Here is a 20,899-nt window from a genome sequence, read left to right as displayed (position 1 = left end):
AGGCTAGAAACTGATGCAGAAGAGAGGGAATCGAGAATATGCCGCACACGATTGTTACTGAAGTTTGTGAAGGTGTCGCTGACTGCGAATCTGCCTGTCCTGTAGCTTGCATTCATCCAGGCCCAGGCAAAAATGCCAAAGGAACCGATTGGTTTTGGATAGACTTTGCCACCTGTATCGACTGTGGCATCTGTCTCCAAGTTTGCCCAGTCGAAGGCGCAATTCTCGCAGAAGAACGACCCGAATTGCAAAAAATAGCAGAATAGTCATTAGTCAGTGGTCATTAGTCAGTGGTATAACAACTGACTAATGACTAATAACTAATGACTAATGACTAATAACTAATGACTAATAACTAATGACTAATAACTAATGACTAATAACTATTTATTAGAAGTTCAAAACGTCCACGCCGGATATATTAAAGACGTAGATATCTTACAAGGTGTGAATTTTCGGGTTGAATCAGGGGAACTGGTAACAGTAATTGGCCCCAACGGTGCTGGAAAATCTACCTTAGCAAAAACCATTTTTGGACTTTTGACCCCCCACACAGGCACAATCACCTTCAAAGGGGAAAATATTGCGGGGCTAAAGTCAAACGAAATAGTTCAGCGGGGAATGTGCTATGTACCGCAAATCGCCAACGTCTTCCCTTCTCTCACCGTGGAAGAAAACCTAGAAATGGGGGCTTTTGTGCGGAATATTCCCCTGAAACCGCTGAAAGACAAAATCTTTACCATGTTTCCCAGATTAAGCGATCGCCGTCGTCAACGTGCAGGTACTCTCTCCGGTGGGGAACGCCAAATGTTAGCGATGGGTAAAGCTTTGATGCTAGAACCGAGTTTACTGCTGTTAGATGAACCTTCTGCGGCTTTATCCCCCATCTTGGTAACGCAAGTATTTGAGCAAATTAAACAAGTTAATCAAGGGGGAACTGCGATCGTTTTGGTAGAACAAAATGCCCGTAAAGCTTTAGAAATGGCTGATCGCGGTTATGTATTAGAATCAGGACGTGATGCCATCTCAGGCCCAGGACAAGAATTATTGCATGATCCCAAAGTGGGAGAATTATATTTAGGTGCCGGTAAAGCACATTAACCGTAGGGTGCGTTCCTAACGCACCATTTCCGAGATGTTGTTTAAGTAAACTACCGATAAGATGAAAATATCTTTAGTTGTCTTTTATTTAAGCAAAAGATTAAATAACTCTTAAACCGTGTAAAAGCGTACTCTTAAATCTTCCATGATTCTGATATCTTCCTGGCAATAAGGGAGCTTTTGTCAGGTAGGTTAATGAGTAAAATTAACGGATTTGTAGGGCGTCGTAATTTCTTGAAATGGGCAGGCGTTGGAGTATCGGGAATTGGAGCGATCGCCACTTTTGGGAGTATAATATCGGGGACAGAGGAAATCGCGATCGCCGAGCCAAATCCGGCAAACCCTCACCCAGTCAATGCTAACGACGCTTGGAAACGCTTGCTGGCTGGAAATCAGCGATTTATCGCTCAAAAGCCTAAACATCCCGACCAATCAATAGAACATCTACAATTAGTTTCCAAAGTCCAGTATCCTTTTGCCTCAGTATTAGGCTGCGCAGATTCTCGCGTACCTGCGGAAATCATCTTTGATCAAGGACTTGGGGATTTATTTGTTGTCCGCTTGGCTGGTAATGTTGCCAGTGATATGGCTATAGGTAGCCTAGAATATGCTACAGCGGTATTAGGTACACAGTTGATTGTCGTTTTAGGTCATAGAAGATGCGGTGCAGTAGCTGAAGCACTCAAAGATCAAGCAGTTCCGGGGAGAATTGGCTTTGTTATTGAGGGCATCAGACCAGCCTTAACTAAGGTAAAATTTAGAACTGGCGATGTTAATCAGGATGCAGTAATTGCCAATATTATCTACCAAGTTGAAAAATTACAGAATAGCTCCATGCTTTTAGCTAAACTAATCCGTGAAGGCAAACTAAAAATTATTGGTGCTATTTACGATATCGATACGGGAAAAATCACGCCTATCAAGTAAAAAGCACGAAATTTTCACTAGCAGCTAGATAGGGAAATTAAAAGAAAGCTCGTAGTAAGGACTTTAGTCCTTTAATTGCGTTCCCAGAGAGATAAATCGCTCTTTACAAACAAAATATTTATTATACATTTAATTATGTCTACTGCCGTTTTCCCAAGTACGCATTACTGGATATCCTTAGGGAACCATAGAGAAAACTCTTAGATAAGAATAATTTTTTTCATATAAAACAATTTAACTATACATATCTCTTGTCTGGTATATTCCAGTAAATAACAGAATTTTTTGTTACTCTGTTGCCGCCATACTTTAACTGCTCTTTACCTGCTAAACCATAGTTAGTTGGGGGTAAGGATATAACTTATTAGGTATACAAGCAACTTAGTATCAAATTTGCTTATTTCCCTGGAGGTAGATTGATGAGTCGCATTAACGGATTTGTAGGGCGTCGTAATTTCTTAAAATTAGCGGGTGTGGGTAGTATCGGCATTGGTGCTACTGCTGCTGGTAGTGTCTTGTGGAAACAAGAGGAAGCTGTGGCCCAAAAACCAGCTACTTCTGTGCAAAAACCTCAAGCAGTTAATCCGGACGCTGCTTTAAAAAGTCTGGTAGAGGGTAATCAACGGTTTATTGATGGGAAGCGTCTCAACCCCAACCAATCAAAGTTCCGTTTGCAAGAAACTTCCGTAGCCCAATATCCGTTTGCAGCTGTGCTAGGTTGTGCTGATTCTAGAGTCCCAGCAGAAATTGTTTTTGATCAGGGTTTTGGGGATTTATTTGTCACCAGACTAGCTGGTAATGTTGCCTCTCCAGAGACTATTGGAAGTCTGGAATATGCTACAGCTGTATTAGGTGTCCAACTAATTATAGTTCTGGGTCATGCAAGCTGCGGTGCAGTACTGGCTGCGGTTGAAGGCAAACCACTTCCTGGAAGAATTAGCTCTTTTGTAGAAGAAATTAAACCTGCGGTAGAAAAAGCTAAAACCAAAACTGGTAATTTAGAAAATAATTCCATCATTGCCAATGTCCAATATCAGGCGGCAAGATTGGCAGAAGGCTCGACAATTTTAGGACAATTGATTAAGGAAGGTAAACTCAAAATTGTTGGTGGTTTTTATGACCTAGCTGTAGGAAAAGTTACTCTGGTGGCTTAAGTTGAGCTAGGTTTATGTAAATAAAAATGTATTGAGATTAAATAACTATGTGGCTATTTAATGTGAGTAGCTAGGTTAAGAGACGCACATAACAATTAGTGGCATAGTAGTAGGGTGGGCATTGCTCACCCTATTATATTTCAAGGATACGAGCATCAAGATGACAGACTTCAGAGAAATCAAAGCATGGGAAAAAGCTCATGAACTGACAGTTGCAGTTTACGAGGTAACAAAAAGTTTTCCGGAAGAGGAATTACTGGGGTTAACACAACAAATTCGTTTAGCTTGTGCGGCGATACCGATTAAAATAGCTCAGGGATGCGATCGCGAATATCCAGAAGAACAATTAGATTTTTTAGAATTGGCAAATGATTCTACGATTGAGGTAGAGTATTACTTGCTGCTTTGCTTTGAGTTGAATCTGCTCAAATCACCTGATTACGATCGCCTCATTAGCCATGTGGTAGAAGTCAAAGACCAGCTAGAATCCTTCATTGACGAGCAAAGTCGGAATTTTTGATGAACGCGGTGCGAATCAAACTCCTCCCAGAACACCAACAAGTTATCCGCACCCATGCCGAAAGCACCTACCCAGATGAGTGCTGTGGGATCATGCTTGGTTATCTGGCTAGTGGCTGTAAAACTGTGGTGGAAGTAATCCCAACAGCAAACGCTTGGAATACAGAAGCGGCTGATTTTGCTGATGAACCCACAGAATATAGTAACAGACGACGATATGCGATCGCTCCCGGATTCATGTTACAAGCTCAAAGGGACGCCAGAAACCGTAACCTCAACATCATTGGCATCTACCACTCCCATCCCGATTATCCCGCCATCCCCTCAGAATGGGACAGGCTATATGCATGGACAGAATACTCATATATAATAGTATCCGTCCAAAATAGAAAAGCTGGTGAACTCAATTGCTGGAGTCTTGATGAGAGTCACCAGTTCCAAGCCGAAACAATCGAATCCATAAATTGAACAACTTAAGTTAACAACGGATATCTTTTTTAGTTACCATTAATACTCCTAACTGCGGCAACAAAACAGAAAATGCTCAATCCCAATCTGGATGAAATCCAGTTGAACAAAGACGATTACGAACGCTACTCCCGCCACTTAATTTTGCCAGAAGTGGGAGTAGAAGGACAAAAACGCCTGAAAGCTGCCAGTGTATTGTGTATCGGTACAGGTGGACTAGGTGCGCCACTGCTGTTATATTTAGCAGCAGCCGGTGTGGGACGTATCGGCATCGTTGATTTTGATATCGTTGATACCTCCAACCTGCAACGCCAAGTCATTCACGGTACATCCTGGGTAGGTAAACCCAAAATTGAATCAGCGAAAAACCGCATTCACGAAATTAACCCCTATTGTCAGGTTGATTTGTACGAAACTCGTCTGAGTTCAGAAAACGCCCTCGATATAATTCGTCCTTACGATATCGTTGTTGATGGTACCGACAATTTCCCCACCAGGTATTTAGTCAACGACGCTTGCGTATTGCTAAACAAACCCAACGTCTACGGTTCGATTTTCCGCTTTGAAGGACAAGCCACCGTTTTTAACTACGAAGGCGGGCCAAATTATCGTGACTTATATCCAGAACCACCACCACCAGGAATGGTTCCCTCCTGTGCAGAAGGCGGCGTACTAGGAATTTTACCGGGAATGATTGGGATTATCCAAGCGACGGAAACAGTCAAAATTATTCTTGGTAACGGTAATACTCTAAGTGGACGCTTGTTGCTATACAACGCCTTAGAAATGAAATTCCGGGAGTTAAAGCTGCGTCCTAACCCCATCCGCCCAGTAATTGAAAAGCTGATAGACTATGAACAATTCTGCGGAATTCCCCAAGCACAAGCAGAGGAAGCAAAACAGCAAATGGAAATTCAAGAAATGACTGTGGTGGAGTTGAAGCAATTGCTGGATAGCGGTGCAAAAGATTTTGTACTTTTGGATGTCCGCAACCCCCATGAATACGAAATTGCTAAAATTCCGGGTTCTGTATTAGTACCCTTACCCGATATTGAAAACGGCGGTGGCGTTGCTAAAGTCAAAGAATTACTCAACGGACACCGTTTAATTGCTCATTGTAAAATGGGTGGACGTTCTGCCAAAGCCTTGGGTATTCTCAAAGAAGCGGGAATTGTTGGCACAAACGTCAAAGGCGGAATCACCGCTTGGAGTCGTGAAGTAGATTCTTCAGTTCCAGAATATTAAACGAACCGCAGAGACGCAGAGAACGCAGAGAGGAGAAAGAAAAATTCTCTTACTCTACTCCTACTCTCCGCGCCTCTGCGTGAGACAAATTCATATTTTTATTCAGCAACGCCAAAATATGAATACCTCAAAATCTCCGCCAAATATCTTATGGGTGCAAGTTTGGGTGTTAGCTCTTTTGCAGGGAGCAATTACCCTCACTTGGTTAATTTATAACTCATATCTGCCGAAACTTTTAACTCAGTTTGGCTTCCCCGCCTCCTTGGCAGTTGGTATATTAGTGGTAGAAAATGCCTTAGCTGTGGTGATGGAACCGCTGATGGGCGGACTTTCTGACCAAACCAAACGCTCTTTAGGCAGTCGTTTTCCCTTCATTTCCGCCGGAGTCATCCTGGCATCGGCTTTGTTTATCGCTATCCCCTGTATTGTCACCTTTATCCCGCCTGCTGAAGTTATCCGCTGGATTTTACCCATAGCAATGGTTGCTTGGGCGTTAGCGATGACAGTTTTTCGTTCACCTGCGATCGCATTACTCGGAAAATATTCTACACCCAAAGAGTTACCCTTAGCCGTCAGTTTCGTGACTTTAGCCGGGGGAATTATTGGCGCTTTCAAAGGAATTGCCAATAACTTTATTCTTAGCTTAGGTCCGATTTTTGCATTTGCGATCGCATCTTTCATCCTCTTGGCAGCTGCGGCGGTGTTGCGCTATCTCAACCCCCCAGAAATACCAACTGATGAACATCACGCCGAAACAGCAAACTTACCCTTTCAGCCATTAAGTTTAATATTCGCCACAGGATTTAGTATCGCTTGGGGTTCCCGGTTGCTGATGGATGCTTTAGGCAAAGTTCTCAAATCCCAATTCAACACCGATGATATCAGCTTACTCATGTTGTCTATTGGATTAGCTTTAGCATTTGCTGCCCTACCTGCGGGATTCTGCGCTACCAAAATTGGCAATCGTCAAGCAATGCTTTATGGAATCGGTTTGACTATTTTGGCGATTTTGGTACTACCCTATATGCGCGCACAGATTGCCATTATATTTTTTATAGTAATTGGATTTAGTTTAATTGTCAATGGGGTGATTCCCTTTATTTTGGGTTTAGTACCTCAACGCTGGGCAGGATTAGGGATAGGGATATATTTTGGTGGTTTCTCATTAGCCATGAGTGTATTTGCGTTGGTGTTTCCCCCAGGAATTACACCTGTAGTAGCTGCCGTTGCCGGTGCCTTGGCGTTTTTGGTGGCTGGTGTGTGCATATTTTCAACGCCTAAGAACGCAGAGATTTAATGCTTGTTCGTTACCCAATCCCCCATTAACTATTCTATGCAATACATTTGTATAATTTATTATTTTAAGTAAGCATATCTAGGGCAGACTAGATAATTATAGTACTAGCTGTATGACCATAGATTTACGGGAATTTTATCAAGCCACTGACCCCAGCCGGACTTTGTTTGTCAATAATGGGTCAGATGGCAAGTATTATATTGATTTTTCTGATGTGCGGGGAGGGGATATTATTGGCAGGTTAAAACAGAAAATTACCTTTTTTCAGCCAAATGAACCTACCTGCACCTTATTTACGGGGCACATTGGTTGTGGTAAATCGACGGAACTGTTGCGGTTGCAGATGGAACTGGAAGCGATCGCCTTTCATGTGGTCTATTTTGAGTCTAGCGAAGACTTGGAAATGACTGATGTCGATATTGCCGATGTGCTGTTAGCGATCGCCCGCCGTATTAGTCAAAGTCTAGACCAAGTTCCACTTGAGCGGCCCAACAAGTTTAATGAATTGCTCCAAGGTGCTTGGAATGTCTTAAACTCCGATGTAACTGGGTTGAAAGTCAAAACACCTGTTGGTGATGTTGGTGTCACTGCTGACGGACAAAAGTTTTCTCTAGCTGTGGGGATTGGTGAAATCACCACCAGGACGAAAAGTGACCCGACATTGCGGGAGAAACTTAATCAGTATCTCGGCCCGCAAAAAACCAAATTGCTGGAAGTGATTAATCAAGAACTGATAGAACCGGCAATCGCTAAATTGAAACAGCAGGGTAAAAAAGGTCTCATAGTCATTGTCGATAATCTTGACCGCATCGATAATCGTGTTAAGCCCTGGGGTCGTCCCCAACAAGAATATTTATTTGTTGACCAGGGTGAATTTTTGACAAAGCTAAATTGTCATCTAGTTTATACAATGCCTTTGTCGTTGAAGTTTTCCAATGATTACGGAATGCTGACCCAGCGATTTCCAGAAGATCCGAAAGTGTTGCCGATGGTGCCTGTACAATGGATTGATGGTAAAACCCATGAACAGGGAATCGCACTGTTGCAACAGATGGTCTTAGCCAGAGCCTTTCCCGACGTGGAACCATGCGATCGCTTAAATAAGCTGACTGAGATTTTTGATCATGTAGCCACCCTCAACCGCTTATGTCAGTTGAGCGGTGGTCATGTGCGAGACTTGCTGCGGTTACTAAATAGCTGGATTCAAGAAGAAATGGCACTTCCCCTCACCCGTGAAACCTTGGAAATAGTAGTTCGCGCTCGTCGGAACGAAATGACTCTGCCGATTTCTGATGATGAATGGCAATTATTACGCCATGTCAACCAAAGGAAAAAAGTTAGTGATGACCAAGGATACCAAAAACTGATTCGCAGCCGGTTTGTCTTTGAATATCGCGATCGCGGCGAGTCTTGGTTTGATGTTAACCCGATTTTGGCAGAGGCGCGAGAGTTGCAGTAACTAAGAAAGGAAAACCTCTCTCCCAATAAGGTTCGGAGAAGATCCCCCCGCCTACGGCGACCCCCTTAAAAAGGGGGTAAAAGAGAGTCATCAGCACCCTTTTTAAGGCGTAAAAAACACTCAAAAGCCCCCGTTTTAAGGCGTAAAAGACACTCAAAAGCCCCCCTTTTTAAGGGGGGTTGGGGGGATCTACACGATGTGAGGCAACACTAAAAGACTCGTGTATACATTTAAATTTCCCATCCAAAATCTAAAATTGGTATGACTGACTTACAGCAAAACGCAAACGAAAAGGCACTGCAACAATTAGCGTGGGCGATAGAAGGCTCCCAGGGCAAGTTTAAGCTGATTTTGGCTAAGTGTAATTATGTCAGTTTGCGCGATCGCCTCATCGCCAGATTACCCGAAATCTGCAAACTCGAAATTAGCGTTTTATATGTGCAGGAATCCGCAAGGACTCTTTATAGCGCCATTCGCGAGGAAGTTGGGGACGGAGTGCAAGCCATGATGGTTGTCGGCTTAGATTCCTTACCGGGTCTACCACAGATGTTAACCGCCGATAATCAGGTGCGCGAGGAATTTCGCAAAAACTTTGCTTTCCCCCTAGTGCTGTGGATTAACGATGATGTCCACAAGCGGCTCATGGAACTAGCTCCAGACTTAGAGAGTTGGGCAACCACCAGAAATTTTGCGATCGCACCTGACCAACTAATTGATTTTTTACAACAAACCGCCAAACAATTATTGCATAATCATCTAACTCTAACTTTAGAAAAGTCTACAGAAATTAAATCAGCTTGGCAAGACTTACAAACCTCCGGACAAATTTTAGAACCAGAATCAAAAGCAAATTGTAATTTTTTACTAGGATTTGTCGCCTTTAGCAATTATCAGCTAGATTCAGCCATTAGCAATTATCAGCAAAGTTTAACTTATTGGCAAGCAGTAAACAATCTTAAATTGCAATTTAAAATTCTTAGTCATATTACATACTGTCATTACAAACAAGCTAAACAACTTCAAAACCAAAACACCTCATCTATACTCCCCTCCCCTAGCAGGGGAGGGGCTGAGGGAGAGGTCAGTTTAGATTGGCAAGCAACCAAAAAATCTCTCCAGCAATGCCTAGAATTATTAAAAGCTGCTGAAAGTCCAGATTTAGGAACTTATTTAATTGATAATTTTGGCGGTATTCTACAAGACTTACAATATTGGGAAACCTTAGAAACTCTTGCCAATAATGCTTTATCAGTGCATCAAGCCGAAGGAAACCAAATTAAAATAGCTCAAGATTACGGCTATTTAGCAGAAGTCGCTCTTGCCAGAAAAAATCGGCTTAATGCCAAAGAGTTAGCAGAGAAAGCATTAATAATTTTAGCCAGATTACCAAATCAAGAAACAGATAAACTTATAATATTACAACATCATAGTTCATCTTTATTTATTCTGTCACAAGCACACCGAAATCTCAATCAATATCAAGCAGCCATTAATAACTTAGAAACTGCCAAAAAACTCGGTGTTACTGGCAATAACGCGCATTTTTATATCAAGATTCTCAACAATTTACAACTTCTATTATTTCAGCAAAAGCAATATCTTCAAGCCTTTGATATCAAACTAGAGCGGCGTTCCATTGAGCAACAATTTGGCTTACGGGCGTTTATTGGTGCAGGATGGTTGCAGACAATTAAACAAGCATTTTTAGATGGCTTACATGTAACTTCTGTACAAGAAAATCTAGCTTTAGAAATTGCTGCATCTGGTCGACAGTTGGACGTAGAACGCTTAATTGAACGCATTGCCCGCCCAGATTATAAATTAATAGCCATCTATGGGCAATCAGGAGTAGGTAAAAGTTCCTTAGTAAATGCGGGACTAGTGCCTGCGTTGAAAAAGAAAGCCATAGGAATTCAGGATAATTTGCCAGTGGTGATGCGCGTTTATACCAACTGGGCAGAGGAGTTGGGACGTTTAATGGTAGAGGCTTTGCAGGAGAGGGGTAGAGGAGCAGGGGGAGGTTTAGAACTCGGAACTACTAGCCCAAAGCTAGAAACTACTAGCTCAAAGCTAGAAACTCCTAGCTCAAAGCTAGAAACTACTAGCTCAAAGGTCGAAACTTCTAGCTCAAAGGTCGAAACTCCGAGCCTAAAGCTAGAAACTCCTAGTTCAAAGGTCGAAACTTCTAGCTCAAAGGTCGAAAAACCAACCCGGAACCTAACCCCCCAACCCCCTTCCCTAAGAGGGAATGGGGAGAATTCAAAGCCTCTCTCCTCCCAGGAGAGAGGTTTGGAGAGAGGTTTTCCAGATTCTGTAAGGGAGAATGGAGAGAATTCAAAGCCTCTCTCCTCCCAGGAGAGAGGTTTGGAGAGAGGTCTTCCAGATTCTGTAAGGGAGAATGGAGAGAATTCAAAGCCTCTCTCCTCCCAGGAGAGAGGTTTGGAGAGAGGTCTTCCAGATTGTATAGTCGCTCAACTGCGGGAAAATGAACAGCGCAACCTCCGCACCGTGTTGGTTTTCGACCAATTTGAAGAATTTTTCTTTGTTTACCCAGAACCAAAACTAAGGCGACAATTTTTTGAATTTTTGGGAGAATGCCTAAATGTGCTTTCAGTGAAAGTAGTTTTGTCACTGCGGGTAGATTATCTGCATTACTTGCTGGAATGCGCGAGCCTATCTACCATGAAAATTATTGGTAACGATATTCTCTGCAAAAACGTCCTTTACGAACTCGGCAACTTTTCCCCAACTGATGCTAAGTCAGTCATTGAGCGTTTAACAGCCAGCGCTAACTTTCACCTAGAACCTGCATTAGTTGACCAACTCGTGCAAGATTTAGCCGGAGAACTAGGTGAAGTCCGCCCCATTGAGTTACAGGTAGTAGGAGCGCAACTGCAAACCGAGAACATCAGAACCCTAGCAAAATATCAAGAATGCGGCACCAAAGAAGAACTAGTAAAGCGTTACCTAGATGAAGTTGTCAATGATTGCGGTGCAGAAAATCAGCCAGTGGCAGAGTTATTGCTATACTTGCTCACCGATGAAAAAGGAACTCGCCCCCTCAAAACTCGTGCAGAGTTAGAACGAGATTTGCAAGCATTAACCACAAATGCAATCACAGACAACAGCAAACTAGATTTAGTTTTGGAGATTTTTGTTAAATCTGGCTTAGTGCTATTGTTGCCAGAAAACCCTGCTGACCGCTATCAACTGGTGCATGACTATTTAGCCTTATTTATCCGTCAGCAACAACACCCAAAGTTAAATGAGGTGCTGCTAGAACTGGAAAGGGAAAGAAAGCAAAGAAAAATTAGTGAAGCAAAACTCAATATTGTTCTCAAACAAGCCTTGGTTGGTTCAATTGCAACAGGCTTAATGTTAGCTGGGCTGACAGCGACAGCTTGGAATTCAGCACGACAAGCAGATGAGCAGAGAAAAAAAGCTGCAATTAATGAAATTAACGCTTTGAATAATTCTTCATCTGCGTTTTTTGCTTCAGCAGAAACCGGAGAGGCACTGATAGAAGGCTTAAAGGCATATAAAAAACTAAAACTCGCACCTTGGGCAAAAACAGATACCCAAATGCTAACTGTGGCAACATTACGGCAAGCAGTTTATTTGCCGCCAAAAGAGCAACCAGAGACTAGAGCTATAGAAGTTAATACCTTAGAAGGGCATAGCAGTACGGTCAATAGCGTCGTCTTCAGCCCCGACGGCAAGACAGTGGCATCTGGCAGTTATGACAACACCATCAAACTCTGGGATGTCACCACAGGCAAAACTCTCAAAACCCTCACAGGGCATAGCAGTTATGTCAGGAGCGTAGTATTCAGCCCCGACGGCAAGACAGTGGCATCTGGCAGTTATGACAACACCATCAAACTCTGGGATCTCACCACAGGCAAAACTCTCAAAACCCTGACAGGGCATAGCGATTCGGTCTTTAGCGTCGTCTTCAGCCCCGACGGCAAGACAGTGGCATCTGGCAGTGGTGACAACACCATCAAACTCTGGGATCTCACCACAGGCAAAACTCTTAAAACCCTGACAGGGCATAGCAGTGGGGTCACTAGCGTCGGATTCAGCCCCGACGGCAAGACAGTGGCATCTGGCAGTTATGACAAGACCATCAAACTCTGGGATCTCACCACAGGCAAAGCGCTCAAAACCCTGACAGGGCATAGCAATTTGGTCTTAAGCGTCGGATTCAGCCCCGACGGCAAGACAGTGGCTTCTGGCAGTAGTGACAAAACCATCAAACTCTGGGATCTCACCACAGGCAAAACTCTCAAAACCCTGACAGGGCATAGCAGTTATGTCAATAGCGTCGGATTCAGCCCCGACGGCAAGACAGTGGCATCTGGCAGTGATGACAAAACCATCAAACTCTGGGATCTCACCACAGGCAAAACTCTCAAAACCCTGACAGGGCATAGCAGTGGGGTCAATAGCGTAGTCTTCAGCCCTGACGGCAAGACAGTGGCTTCTGGCAGTAGTGACAAAACCATCAAACTCTGGGATCTCACCACAGGCAAAACTCTCAAAACCCTGACAGGGCATAGCAGTTATGTCTTAAGCGCCGTCTTCAGCCCCGACGGCAAGACAGTGGCTTCTGGCAGTGATGACAACAGCATCAAACTCTGGGATGTCTCCACAGGCAAAACTCTTAAAACCCTGACAGGGCATAGCAGTTCGGTCTTAAGCGTCGTCTTCAACCCCGACGGCAAGACAGTGGCTTCTGGCAGTGGTGGCAAGACAATAATTTTATGGGATTTAGATTTAAATGAGTTAGTGAAAGATAGTTGTCACTTGCTCAATAATTATCTGGTAACCCATCCTGAAGTCCTAGAAGAATTAAAGGACTGCCAAACTCAGCCTATTTTGGTGAAAGCTGCTTCAGTGTTGCTTCTCCAAGGTGAAAAGCTAGCGAGAATAGATGATATAGATGCTGCTATTGCCAAGTTCCGCAAAGCACAACGGTGGGATTCTAACTCACCCTTTGACCCAGTAGCAAAAGCACAAGAATTTGCTAACAAAGGAAAGGCTGAACGCTTAATTACAGAAGGAGAGAGTCTTGTGACAGAGGGTAAGGTAAAGGAAGCCCTAGCAGCTTACGCAGATGCCCAAAAGTTAGATTCCCAAGTAGAAATTTCTGCTGATTCTTGGGGCGCACTCTGTCGTTACGGTAGCTTAAACAAAAAAGCCCCTAATGTCCTGTTTGCCTGTGAAAATGCTGTGAAGCTTGCCCCTGATAATGTCGATATTCGTGATAGTCGCGGTTTAGCAAGGGCGCTGACAGGTAACACCCAAGGGGCAATTGAGGATTTTGAAGCATTAATCGCCCAAACTGACGATAAAGATAGTAAATCACAACGGCAAGCCTGGGTGAAAGCCCTACGCGCTGGCAAAAATCCCTTCACAGATGCAGAACTGAAGAAATTACAGCAGTAAACAAATTAGAGTGTTCCCAATACACTTCGGATAAGATCCCCCCGCCTGTGGCGACCCCCTTAAAAAGGGGGTAAAAGAAAGTTAAAAGCCCCCCATTTAAGGTGTAAAAGACACTCAAAAACCCCCCATTTAAGGCGTAAAAGACAGTCAAAAGCCCCCCTTTTAAGGTGTAAAAGACAGTCAAAAGCCCCCCTTTTAAGGTGTAAAAGACAGTCAAAAGCCCCCCTTTTAAGGTGTAAAAGACAGTCAAAAGCCCCCTATTTAAGGTGTAAAAGACAGTCAAAAGCCCCCCTTTTTAAGGGGGGTTGGGGGGATCTTCCACATTGAGAGTGTTCCAACTTCAAAGGTAGAACAGGCGAGACGCCCCACGGGATAATTGATATGAGTGTGGCGCTGGTTTTCTACCTCAAAAACACCTTAACCCTACCTAAACCCGAAATAGCTCCCCAGTGATAAGATGTTGTCATGGCTGTTTTAATCCTCGCCGCTAATGAATAAACCATTGGATGAAACGCTGTCAATCACAACTGCCCAAAGCCTCAAAAGCAAAGCCAGTACACCATTTGATAATGCTTACAGAGCAGCATTAGCAATCCAGGGAGCAAAGTATGTGCAGGGGTTTTTAGTTTTTGCAGGTCAGCCATACGAACCCATCGAACATAGTTGGATTGAATTAGGGGATGTAATTATTGACCCGACATTACTCCACCTGAAAAAAAATCCCGATGAACTTTGGTATTTTCCTGCACAAAGCCTGACTGTAAAAAAACTCAAAGCCATCATCGAAGAATCCCAAGAAGATTATCCAGAAGACGAACCATTGCCAATATATGGTGACCCACCTTATGAGTATTATGGTGATGTCATGTTGGGTGGTCAAGATTATTTAGCAGCCTATCAAGCAGCAGAAGCTAAATGTAGAGAAATCAATCAACCAAACCTTGAAAATAACTAACAAATAGTTATCAATCCTCTTACCTCTTACCTCTTGCCTAATTGCCTTCTTAATAAGATTTGCCATCGCTACCAAAGTATTCCCGATAGCTACAAATTTTGTCGCCACGCACATCAAAGGAAATCGCAACACGGTTTTTGTATGGTTGTCCTAACAACAGTCCCTCGTCTCGAAATTCAAATACAACTGTGGTCTCGTTGCTGGTAAAGCGGTCTAGTATCAGGGTGAGTCCTTCCGGAAAAGATTCAGCAACGTATTGGAAAAACACTATCGCTCGCTCTTTTCCTGCATTTAACCCCTGGTATTTTCCCATTGGAAACCAAATGCTAATATCTTCTGTGAGCATATCGAGAAATCCTGACCATTCCCCTGTTGCTAGACCATGCTGAAGATGCTCAAATGCCTGTTGAGCCACTTTCAAACTGTTTTCTGATTCTGCTGTCATTTTGTCCCCCTATAAGTAATTCAACAGGAAATATTCAAAGCTTAACGGCAAATTGTATTTAAAATAGCCTATCATCTAAACTAAGCTCATTCCGGTAGACAAGTCCCGGAGTTTAGTACCGAATTCTAGTACACAACAGGCGCGACAAAATGCGACAAGCCAATCGGCGACAGCATGATCTGTATCTGCTGCTGGATGTAGATGTACCTAGGGTAGATGATTCACAGCGTTATTTGCCTAACTATAGAGAAGAGTTTGGCGATCGCAGCATTCAACAACTGGGAGGAACCCTGGCGGCTTGTCTGGCAGTAGATCAGGCATTGGCGACTTAAAACCCGACAAGTAGTTTGCCAAAACAGCGATGGTCTCCGCCCCACCGTAGGCATAGCGATCGCATAATTAATCACAAAATCCCCGAAATAACTATGACTCAAAACAACCTACCTCCTGTTTGGAATAGAGTAGAAAAACATGCAGTGTTTCCAGAAGCTAAACACGACGAAATCGCTCGTTATAATTTTCTGGCAAATTTAACTCGTCATTTGGCAACTACTGTATCTCCAGGCAACAAAATTGCATATGAAAAACGTGTTCGTCCAAACTTTCAAAAAGCACAAAGTCGGGACTTTGAAACACGAGAAGAAGTGCGAGAAGCCATGAAAAACGATCCTTACTATCAGGCTTGGAGTGCTTTACGCAGATCCGCTATGGAAATGAGACAACAAGCAGGTCGTTCAATGGTTTTACGTCAAGCAAATCAACTGGCAGAAAAAGCACAGCGTTTAAATCAGGGCAAAGATACCCTTAAACTCAATCCAGACCTAGAAATACCTCATTATATTCAAGCAGTAGATCATCACTGCATGCCCGGCAGTTACTATACAGAACTCATAGAGAAAGATGTAACATCTGCGGCTAATTATGACTCTGGAATATTTGTGACAACGGCTGGCTTACTAGGGCGAATGAGCGATGCAGGAGGCAAAGCCATTGTACAGTGGCTGAAAAAAGATTCCCCCAAATTTCAGCCCAAACGTATACTTGACATAGGTTGTGGATTGGGTCACAACGTCATTCCCATAGCGCAAGCTTATCCCGACGCCGAAGTAATTGCTATTGATATAGCTGCTCCCATGTTGAGATATGGACATGCTCGCGCTCAAGACCTTGGCATAAAAAACGTTACTTTTATCCAAATGGATGGTGCGAACACAGAATTTGCAGATGAGTCATTTGATTGGATACAAACCACGATGTTTTTGCATGAAACTTCCAACAAAACACTTCACCGAATTATGGAAGAAATTTATCGCCTGCTGCAATTTGGTGGTTTAACCCTTCATATCGAACAGCCGCAATACACCAAAAACATGGATCTATACGAACAATTCATCCGCGATTGGGATGCCTATTACAACAATGAACCATTTTGGTCTAAGATGCATGACATAGATGTAAAAAAACTGATGATCCAAGCTGGTTTCCCAGAAGACGCATTTATCCAAATAGGTGTTAAAGCCGTAAATGATCTCGAAGAAAATCAAAAAACAGATGAAATAGTGGAAGATTACGGTCGTTCTCCTGTTTGGAATGCATTTGGTGTCTGGAAAAGCTAGTGTTTTTAATCTTAAAATAAGTGAATATGCAAGATATTAATGACATCTTGTTAGCAAGTAATAAGAGTAAGGGTCAACGTCCCTATTTCTTTAACGATCCTGCTGTTGAACGGGTACTGAATATTACTATAGCTATAGCTATGGAACATGCAGTTACACGCGAACGTTTGGATACTATAGAGCGTCTCTTAGCATCGAAAGGTATACTAAGTCAATCAGAAATTGATGCCTACGAACCCGACAAAACAGCAGCTGAACAACGCCAGCGATGGCATGCAGAATACATTTCTCGCATACTTCGGATAATTCAACAGGAACTCGAAGCATTGGAATATCCCGAAAACAATCAGGATATAGAAGAGATTGCCGAAGAACTTGGACGTAGCTAAAAACTAAAATGACAACTGCAATAGAGCAAATTGATAGTTTTTTTCGCGCTGTTCTTCAGAAAGAAGCAGTTCAAATCTGCCAGAATTACCTTCCTCAAGAGGATACTTACGTTTTTGTGGAAGGGCCTCGCTACTCTACTATTGGCTATACCAATATTGCTAAAGGCTGGCAGGATTTTTGCGATTCTCTACTCAAGTTAGAAAACATCGAATGGGTAGAAGGCCCCTTTACCGAAGAAAGCGAACATTTGGCTTGGGTAGCGGGAATGGTGCAACTGACAGTAGCCGTGAAAGGTCAAGTTATCCAACGAACATTCCGCGCTACTTTTGTGCTTCAAAAAAATGAAGTTAGTCACTGGCAGATACGGCACGAACATGTATCTGCTCCCCTAAATGACCCTTATGGTATTGGAGATTGGTTGAAAAAAAACTAGAATTCTTAATTTTAATTAAGCCAGTCTGCGTTTAATTTCCTCTGCCAAATTTTCCAGCATCACTTCTACTTGCTCACCTGATTTTAAATCCTTAAGTGATGACTTTTGCGCCGCTGCTTCCTCAGAACCAATAATTACGCAAAATTCAATTCCCTGTTTTTCAGCTAACTGGAATTGTTTACCTAATCCTTTTTTATCAAAGCTAGTTACAACATTAATACCAGCCTGACGTAATTGTTGTGATACTTTTAAATAAGTGGGCATCAAATCCTCTTGCATATTCACCACCATCACTTGGGCTGGTGTAGCAGCTAAAGTATTGAGAATGCCAGCTTTTAGTAAGCGACTAATTAAGCGAGTTAAGCCGATAGAAATACCCACACCAGGCATTTTCTCGCCCAAAAATACCCCGACTAACTCTTCATATCTACCACCAGAACAAATACTACCCAAGGCTTCATGTCCTAACAAAGTTGTTTCGTAAACTGTGCCAGTATAGTAATTAAGACCACGGGCAATACGTAAATCAATGCAGAAGCAATTTTCGGGAACTCCGAGATTACGCACTCCTGTAATTACTGTTTCAAGTTCAACAACTCCCAAACTAAATTGTTCTGCTTCTGGCAAATTTTCTGCAAGGTGCTTGAGCTTATCTAATACCTCATCTACTCCACCATCGATTTTAATAAAATCAATTATTTTTTGCACCTGCTCTACTGAAACACCCTCTTTCTCTAAATCTTGTTTTACCTTAGTTTCACCGATTTTTTCCAGATTATCAATAATCCCAATACAGGATTTAATTTGGTTTTCAGCAATGCCCACCGACTGAAAAAAACCAGTAAGAACTTTGCGATTGTTGATGCGAATTAGAAAATCACCAATGTTAATTGCTGTAAATATTTCTGTGATAATTGCCGGCATCTGAGCATCGTAGAGCAAGCTGAGTTGACTACGCGCCACCACATCAATATCGCACTGACGAAATTGACGAAACCGCCCATCTTTTGCCCGTTCACCGCGAAAAACCATATCCATTTGGTAGCGAGCAAAGGGAAAGGTTAATTCATTTAGATGACGGGCAATATATGCTGCTAAAGGAACTGTTTGGTCAAACTTTAAAGCCCTGGCTTCTGAACCAGAATCACCAGATTTATCCTTCTCAGCCTGCCGATTTGGTGGCAGAATAGTATCAATACCATAAATAATGTTATCCCCTTGATTACCTTTAGCTTGTAGAACCTCTAACCGTTCTACTGCTGGCGTTTCAATGGGTGTAAATCCGTAGCTTTCAAAAACACGACGGATAATATCCAGTAAATATAACTCTAGACGCTTTTCGCTAGGTAGAAATTCTGGGAAACCACTAGGATTAGAAAAGTTTACTTTGTCGCCTTTTGCCATGCCTATACCTTGCTAAATTAAAATTAGAGTTGAAATTACTATTTTAGTCGTTCTTCTTGAATTAGAGTACGTTGGTAGACTTGATGATTTTTAAACCATTGCCATGTACGGGCACGATAGTTATTGTCAGGACTAATTTGAATCATTTCATATAAGTACATTTCTGGAAAATTTTTATAAGCAAACCACAAAATAACTGTAGAATCATCGACTTCCCAGGCTTTACCTAAAATACGTTCTGTGTCAAACCAGATTTTTTTGTCTCTATAGGTTGCTGGAAATTGATGTTCTTCTTGTTTACCATCATCCCAGGTATAACGATTGATTTGGTAGTATGAATGAGGTGCATTTTCAGGAAACTGACAGCTTAAATGAGACTGATGGCTGTCGATAATTTTTCCTGTTGGATCAATCAGGGTATAAGTACCCACCCAATCTCCTTCATGACGGGCAAGTACGGGCATCTCTTGACGAATGTTAGACATTAGAATCTCCTTTTTAATTACTTATTCCTCATTATTAAACCACCAAGGGTCATTAATAGAATTAGTTTTCATCAGAAAAGCTTTTTTTCGTAGAAACCGTTTCAATGCTGCTGCACCCATACGTGAACCACCCATGCCGGAGAACTTGAAAGCGTTTTTCTCTCCTTCATGCATAATTGCTGTTAAGGCAGCATCGTTGATACTAATTGCACCTGCATCTATCTGCTGGGCAACTTCTAATGCTAACTTTTCTGACTCGGCAAACACAGCAGCACTCAACCCATAAATTGAGTCGTTTGCCAAATCCACTGCTTCCTCAATTGTGGCAAAAGCCATTACTGGCATGATTGGGCCAAATGTTTCTTCTGTCATCACCTCCATTGAATGGTCAATCTCGGTGAGAACTGTGGGACGACACCACCAACCCCCGCCTAATTCTTCAACTTTACCGCCACAGTGAATAACTGCTCCTTTGGAGACTGCATCCTGTAAATGATCTTTAATAATTGCTGCTTGGTGTTCAGCAATGATGGGGCCAATTTCACCACTTTCAATTGTGGGATAGGCTAGTTGGAGGCGAGAAGCTTTAGTGACTAATTTATGATAAAACTCTTCAAATATAGATTCAGCAACATAAATTCGCTCAATTGAGAGGCATGACTGTCCGGTGTTGACGACTGCACCCCACAATATTGCTGAGGTGGCTAATTCTAAATTGGCTGATTCTAAAACTATTGCTGGGTCTTTTCCTCCTAATTCTAAAAAAGCCGGAATAAAGTTTTTAGCTGCGGCTTCTGCAACTCTTCTCCCAGTTTCTACACTGCCTGTAAAACATACCAAATCTACATTTTCAATCAAAGCTGCTCCCGTTTGTCCTGCTCCCTCAACAAAAGTTAAGACATCGCGCAATTTGGGGACGGCATTAAGTGCGGTCATTAGCGGTGCTACGAAGCGGGGGGCAATTTCACTGGGTTTGACGATAACGGCACAACCCGCTAGCAATGCCGGAATTGTGTCAATTGTAGACAGCAACAGGGGAAAATTCCAGGGGCTAATTACCGCCACTAGGGAGTAAGGAACTGATGTTTGTTGTAAGGCGATAAAGGGGATGGATGTGTTTTTTGCTGATTCTTGCAGCAACTGTGGCGCTAAATTACACCAGCGGTCGATGCTAGAGAGGAAGGAGTCTATTTCTAGTATGGATATTGACAATCTTCCTGTGTCATTGACTAAAGCATCTGTCAGCTGTTCGCGTTCAGATAAGATGACTTGCTTCCACTGCTGTAAGGCTTCAATTCTGCCTTCTAGACCCATTTGCTGCCAACTAACTTGTGCCCTGCGGATGCGGTTACATTGCTGTGCCAGTAGCTTGGGGGGCGGTGGGATAATTACGTAGTCGTATTTGCCAGTTCGGGGGTTGCGGACTTCTATTGGTTTTGTCATTAGTCATTAGTCATTAGTCATTAGTCATTAGTCATTAGTCATTAGTCATTAGTCATTGGTCATTGGTCATTGGTCATTTTTGAATTTTGAATTGTTTAATGGTCATA

General features: G+C 42.7%; 19 protein-coding genes. 15 read left to right on the top strand and 4 right to left on the bottom strand.

What is annotated here, in order from left to right; translation table 11 throughout:
• Positions 1 to 38 precede the first annotated feature (38 nt).
• The 11 genes from CYLST_RS02930 to CYLST_RS02880 all read left to right on the top strand — a co-directional run bounded on the left by CYLST_RS02930 (position 39) and on the right by CYLST_RS02880 (position 14,576).
• A complete protein-coding gene (locus CYLST_RS02930) occupies positions 39 to 266 on the top strand; it encodes a ferredoxin family protein (RefSeq protein WP_015206210.1) in 228 nt (75 codons plus the stop codon).
• A gap of 106 nt (positions 267 to 372) precedes the next feature.
• On the top strand, positions 373 to 1,101 hold the full coding sequence (locus CYLST_RS02925; protein ID WP_015206209.1) for an ABC transporter ATP-binding protein: 729 nt from the start codon (positions 373 to 375) through the stop codon (positions 1,099 to 1,101).
• Positions 1,102 to 1,296: 195 nt separating this feature from the next.
• Positions 1,297 to 2,028 (top strand): carbonic anhydrase, encoded by a 732-nt coding sequence (locus CYLST_RS02920; protein WP_015206208.1) that lies wholly within the window; start codon positions 1,297 to 1,299, stop codon positions 2,026 to 2,028.
• A gap of 419 nt (positions 2,029 to 2,447) precedes the next feature.
• Positions 2,448 to 3,182, top strand: coding sequence for a carbonic anhydrase (locus CYLST_RS02915; protein ID WP_015206207.1), 735 nt, complete (start codon positions 2,448 to 2,450; stop codon positions 3,180 to 3,182).
• A gap of 160 nt (positions 3,183 to 3,342) precedes the next feature.
• Positions 3,343 to 3,702: a four helix bundle protein gene (locus CYLST_RS02910; protein WP_041232932.1), complete on the top strand. Its 360-nt coding sequence runs from the start codon at positions 3,343 to 3,345 to the stop codon at positions 3,700 to 3,702.
• Entirely contained in the window at positions 3,702 to 4,169 is a 468-nt protein-coding gene (locus CYLST_RS02905) for a M67 family metallopeptidase (protein ID WP_015206205.1), read from the top strand. Before CYLST_RS02910 ends, CYLST_RS02905 begins: the two co-directional genes overlap by 1 nt.
• A 72-nt stretch (positions 4,170 to 4,241) precedes the next feature.
• Entirely contained in the window at positions 4,242 to 5,414 is a 1,173-nt protein-coding gene (gene moeB, locus CYLST_RS02900; RefSeq protein ID WP_015206204.1) for a molybdopterin-synthase adenylyltransferase MoeB, read from the top strand.
• A 118-nt stretch (positions 5,415 to 5,532) separates the two neighbouring features.
• Entirely contained in the window at positions 5,533 to 6,711 is a 1,179-nt protein-coding gene (locus CYLST_RS02895) for an MFS transporter (RefSeq protein ID WP_015206203.1), read from the top strand.
• A gap of 112 nt (positions 6,712 to 6,823) precedes the next feature.
• On the top strand, positions 6,824 to 8,170 hold the full coding sequence (locus CYLST_RS02890; protein WP_015206202.1) for an AAA family ATPase: 1,347 nt from the start codon (positions 6,824 to 6,826) through the stop codon (positions 8,168 to 8,170).
• A gap of 261 nt (positions 8,171 to 8,431) precedes the next feature.
• Positions 8,432 to 13,621, top strand: coding sequence for an nSTAND1 domain-containing NTPase (locus CYLST_RS02885; RefSeq protein WP_015206201.1), 5,190 nt, complete (start codon positions 8,432 to 8,434; stop codon positions 13,619 to 13,621).
• Between the two features lie 490 nt (positions 13,622 to 14,111).
• Positions 14,112 to 14,576 (top strand): hypothetical protein, encoded by a 465-nt coding sequence (locus tag CYLST_RS02880; protein WP_015206200.1) that lies wholly within the window; start codon positions 14,112 to 14,114, stop codon positions 14,574 to 14,576.
• 49 nt (positions 14,577 to 14,625) lie between these two features.
• On the opposite strand, the gene CYLST_RS02875 is transcribed toward CYLST_RS02880, so the two are convergent.
• Positions 14,626 to 15,021, bottom strand: a complete 396-nt coding sequence (locus tag CYLST_RS02875) for a nuclear transport factor 2 family protein (protein WP_015206199.1) — start codon at positions 15,019 to 15,021, stop codon at positions 14,626 to 14,628.
• Positions 15,022 to 15,170: 149 nt separating this feature from the next.
• Here CYLST_RS02875 and CYLST_RS02870 point away from each other — a divergent pair, with 149 nt between their 5' ends.
• From CYLST_RS02870 to CYLST_RS02855, 4 genes are all read left to right on the top strand, one after another.
• Positions 15,171 to 15,353 carry a hypothetical protein gene (locus tag CYLST_RS02870; protein WP_015206198.1) on the top strand — a complete coding sequence of 61 codons (183 nt, stop codon included), beginning with the start codon at positions 15,171 to 15,173 and terminating at the stop codon, positions 15,351 to 15,353.
• Between the two features lie 93 nt (positions 15,354 to 15,446).
• Positions 15,447 to 16,637, top strand: coding sequence for a class I SAM-dependent methyltransferase (locus CYLST_RS02865; RefSeq protein ID WP_015206197.1), 1,191 nt, complete (start codon positions 15,447 to 15,449; stop codon positions 16,635 to 16,637).
• Between the two features lie 26 nt (positions 16,638 to 16,663).
• A complete protein-coding gene (locus tag CYLST_RS02860; RefSeq protein WP_015206196.1) occupies positions 16,664 to 17,026 on the top strand; it encodes a hypothetical protein in 363 nt (120 codons plus the stop codon).
• An 8-nt stretch (positions 17,027 to 17,034) separates the two neighbouring features.
• Entirely contained in the window at positions 17,035 to 17,460 is a 426-nt protein-coding gene (locus CYLST_RS02855) for a YybH family protein (protein ID WP_015206195.1), read from the top strand.
• Between the two features lie 15 nt (positions 17,461 to 17,475).
• Here the strand turns inward: CYLST_RS02855 and hisS are convergent, their stop codons facing one another.
• The 3 genes from hisS to CYLST_RS02840 are packed head-to-tail and all read right to left on the bottom strand — an operon-like array spanning position 17,476 to position 20,792.
• Positions 17,476 to 18,864: a histidine--tRNA ligase gene (gene hisS / locus CYLST_RS02850; RefSeq protein WP_015206194.1), complete on the bottom strand. Its 1,389-nt coding sequence runs from the start codon at positions 18,862 to 18,864 to the stop codon at positions 17,476 to 17,478.
• A 38-nt stretch (positions 18,865 to 18,902) separates the two neighbouring features.
• Positions 18,903 to 19,349 carry a DUF3598 family protein gene (locus CYLST_RS02845; RefSeq protein ID WP_015206193.1) on the bottom strand — a complete coding sequence of 149 codons (447 nt, stop codon included), beginning with the start codon at positions 19,347 to 19,349 and terminating at the stop codon, positions 18,903 to 18,905.
• Positions 19,350 to 19,370: 21 nt separating this feature from the next.
• Positions 19,371 to 20,792, bottom strand: coding sequence for an aldehyde dehydrogenase family protein (locus tag CYLST_RS02840; RefSeq protein WP_015206192.1), 1,422 nt, complete (start codon positions 20,790 to 20,792; stop codon positions 19,371 to 19,373).
• Positions 20,793 to 20,899: the final 107 nt, after the last annotated feature.

This window comes from Cylindrospermum stagnale PCC 7417, assembly GCF_000317535.1.
In the GTDB taxonomy this organism is placed as follows: domain Bacteria; phylum Cyanobacteriota; class Cyanobacteriia; order Cyanobacteriales; family Nostocaceae; genus Cylindrospermum; species Cylindrospermum stagnale.
Note: the sequence above shows the minus strand (reverse complement) of the source record. Positions and strands in the feature narration are given on the sequence as shown.